Annotated in this window: 2 protein-coding genes; both read right to left on the bottom strand. The window is 44.2% G+C overall.

The annotated features are described in order from the left end of the window. Window positions 1–67: 67 nt before the first annotated feature. On the bottom strand, window positions 68–787 hold the full coding sequence (istB, locus tag ABMB67_RS23315; protein ID WP_354573477.1) for an IS21-like element helper ATPase IstB: 720 nt from the start codon (window positions 785–787) through the stop codon (window positions 68–70). Beyond that, entirely contained in the window at window positions 784–2,304 is a 1,521-nt protein-coding gene (istA, locus tag ABMB67_RS23310; RefSeq protein ID WP_354573476.1) for an IS21 family transposase, read from the bottom strand. The genes istB and istA overlap by 4 nt, the downstream gene beginning before the upstream one ends. Window positions 2,305–2,433: the final 129 nt, after the last annotated feature.

Below are 2,433 nucleotides of genomic sequence, written 5' to 3'. Positions count from 1 at the left end.
TGTATTTGGCAAGTAGGAAATGTATGATTTGGCAGTTAAAAATGTAGCTACTTGCCAACATCCTTTTTTAACGATTGAGTAATGATTCTTTGTGTCGAAAACTTTCTCGATTAAACACCAGTAAATGCGAGTAATGAATTAAACGATCAATAAACGCTTCTGTCAAGATGGGATCTCCGAATATATGATTCCACTGTCCGAACTGAAGATTTGTCGTAACGATTACGCTTCGCCGTTCGTAACACAAATTAAGCACTTGAAACAGGAGTTCTGCTCCCTGCTTATGTAGTGGTACGTAGCCAAGTTCATCTAAAATCAATAGATCCAATCCTTCTATCTGCTTGTAGATTTTACCGAGCGTGCCTTTCTCATGGGCTTCCAGTAGTTGATTCACCAGCTGGGCCATCGTATAAAAGCGTACTTTCCTTTGTGTCTGATGAATCGTATTCCAGCCGCACAAGGAGGCTAGAAGGGTCTTTCCAACTCCTACCCCTCCATACAAAATGAGATTCTCTTTTCTCTCAATAAATCTTCCTGCCAATACATCCTCTTTCAATAAATCGCTGTTCATATGAATTCCATCCCAATCAAACTGCCTGCCGGATATATCCGGCAATAACGATTGCTTGATCAGGAGATTCAATTTCCGTTCTTTTCGTTGCTCGATTTCCTTTTCAAATAGTTTCAGTAGAAACTCCTCTTGAGAGGATGCTTCCACTTCATGATAATGCTCGCGAATCCAACTGAGCTTTAATCGCTTCGCATGCTCCTCGATCAATTCCTTCATGACTGCTCACCTCCAGCCATCGCGAATAATTGATCATAGTGGGTAAGTCCTCGTGAAGCGGGTTCTGCCATCGGTAACTTCTGTGACAATCGCGGAAGTGATAAGGTCTCTCGAATGCCACGGCCATTGACTAACTGATAGTAGACATGCTTGATCGACTCGGCAGTTGGATGTCCATGCTCAGAAGCCATACGCAATGCCTCAGTTGGCAGGTCGAAGTCCTGCTCCTTTAGAAGAACGGCCAGTAAGCTCAATGCTGCTTTCTTCTCTTCCAACGAACAGGCTTCCATGTAGAGCTTCCATTCTTCCGGCAGCTGGTCATAGAAGGAGCTGTATTTCAATGCCGTTGGCCGTTTGGCCATCAGTGTTAAGTATGGCTGCCAATTCATCGCTTTTCGTTCACTTCCATAGAGTCGTGCGTGTGTGATGAGAATTTCATTCTTTTCATTTAGAATGGTCACTTGATCGAATGAAAGCTTGGCTGTCACTGCTTGTCCTGCAAAGCGGGGTGACGTGGAATACTGTTTCCGGTCAATCCGGATAAATCCATACTTGTCTGCTTTCAAATGTTCATAGCGAATGCATTCGTAGGCTTTACCTGGCAATTGTAACAGCTGCTCCTTGTCTGCCAAATGAAGTTCGGAAATCGGCAGTTCCTTTTCGTAATGTGCTCTTTTCCGATCGCCCACACTCCAGGCAAAGGATTGTTCATTTAAGGCTGCCAAACGATTGTACGGCACAGCTGGCAACAGATAATTATTGCGGATATACTTCACCATGGCCTCTACATGCCCTTTCTCATTGCCGCTGTTCGGATTGCAGAATTCATAGGAAAAGCCATAGTGTGCAGCGAATCGCTCAAACTCTTCTGTAAGTTCCCGTTCGCCTTCCGGCAATACTTTTTTGACGGCAGGTGACAGGTTATCAAAACGGATGGTATGCGGCACGCCTTCCAAAAATTCAAACATATTCGCTAACCCTTGCAGAAAACATTCTCGATTCTGCGACGGGAACACCTGGTATAAAAATGCGTTACTATAAGGGAAGGAAAGGACCAAGAAATGACGGATGACTTCCTCACCTTCATGCAGGAAAGGGGCTTCTCCGAAATCCACCTGAGTGGCCCCTGGCTTTGTTTCTAATGGCAGAGCGGTCTCTTCGCTTTCTTCTACTAACTCTCGCTTGCGTTTGGAAACATAGTCCCGGACCGAACGGTCAGATCCTGTAAACTGATGGTGTTCTACTAATAGATCATAGATTCGTTTTGCTGTCCGGCGAAACTTCTTTTTCTTTTTAAAATCCTCTAGCAGCCATTCATCGATAATCGGTTTGACTGGATCCATGACAGGGGATACTCTTTTTTGTCTGATCGGTTTCTCCGGATTGAAATCTTCCATGTCGGAATACTTCTTCACCGTTCGCCGATCTACCCCCATCTGCCGCGCTACTTCTGCATAGCTGCAACCTTTTATATTCGTTTCGTGTCTGATATAATTAACTTCAGCCATTGCTAACATCTCCTATACTACCTCCCGTAAAGATATGCCCATACAGGAGTGTATGTATTTTTCAGGATGTTGGCAAGTGGCCTTTTTTATGTACATAAATTAGCTGCCGTTTCCTACATTTCTAGTGTGCCATAAACA

Source organism: Halalkalibacter oceani (assembly GCF_040544555.1).
Taxonomy (GTDB): Bacteria; Bacillota; Bacilli; order Bacillales; family Bacillaceae_D; genus Halalkalibacter; species Halalkalibacter oceani.
Note: the sequence above shows the minus strand (reverse complement) of the source record. Positions and strands in the feature narration are given on the sequence as shown.

Bases quoted from the DNA above. Each gene is read 5' to 3' on its own strand.
- istA (WP_354573476.1), bottom strand. From the start codon at position 2,304: ATGTTAGCAATGGCTGAAGTTAATTATATCAGACACGAAACGAATATA.
- istB (WP_354573477.1), bottom strand. From the start codon at position 787: ATGAAGGAATTGATCGAGGAGCATGCGAAGCGATTAAAGCTCAGTTGG.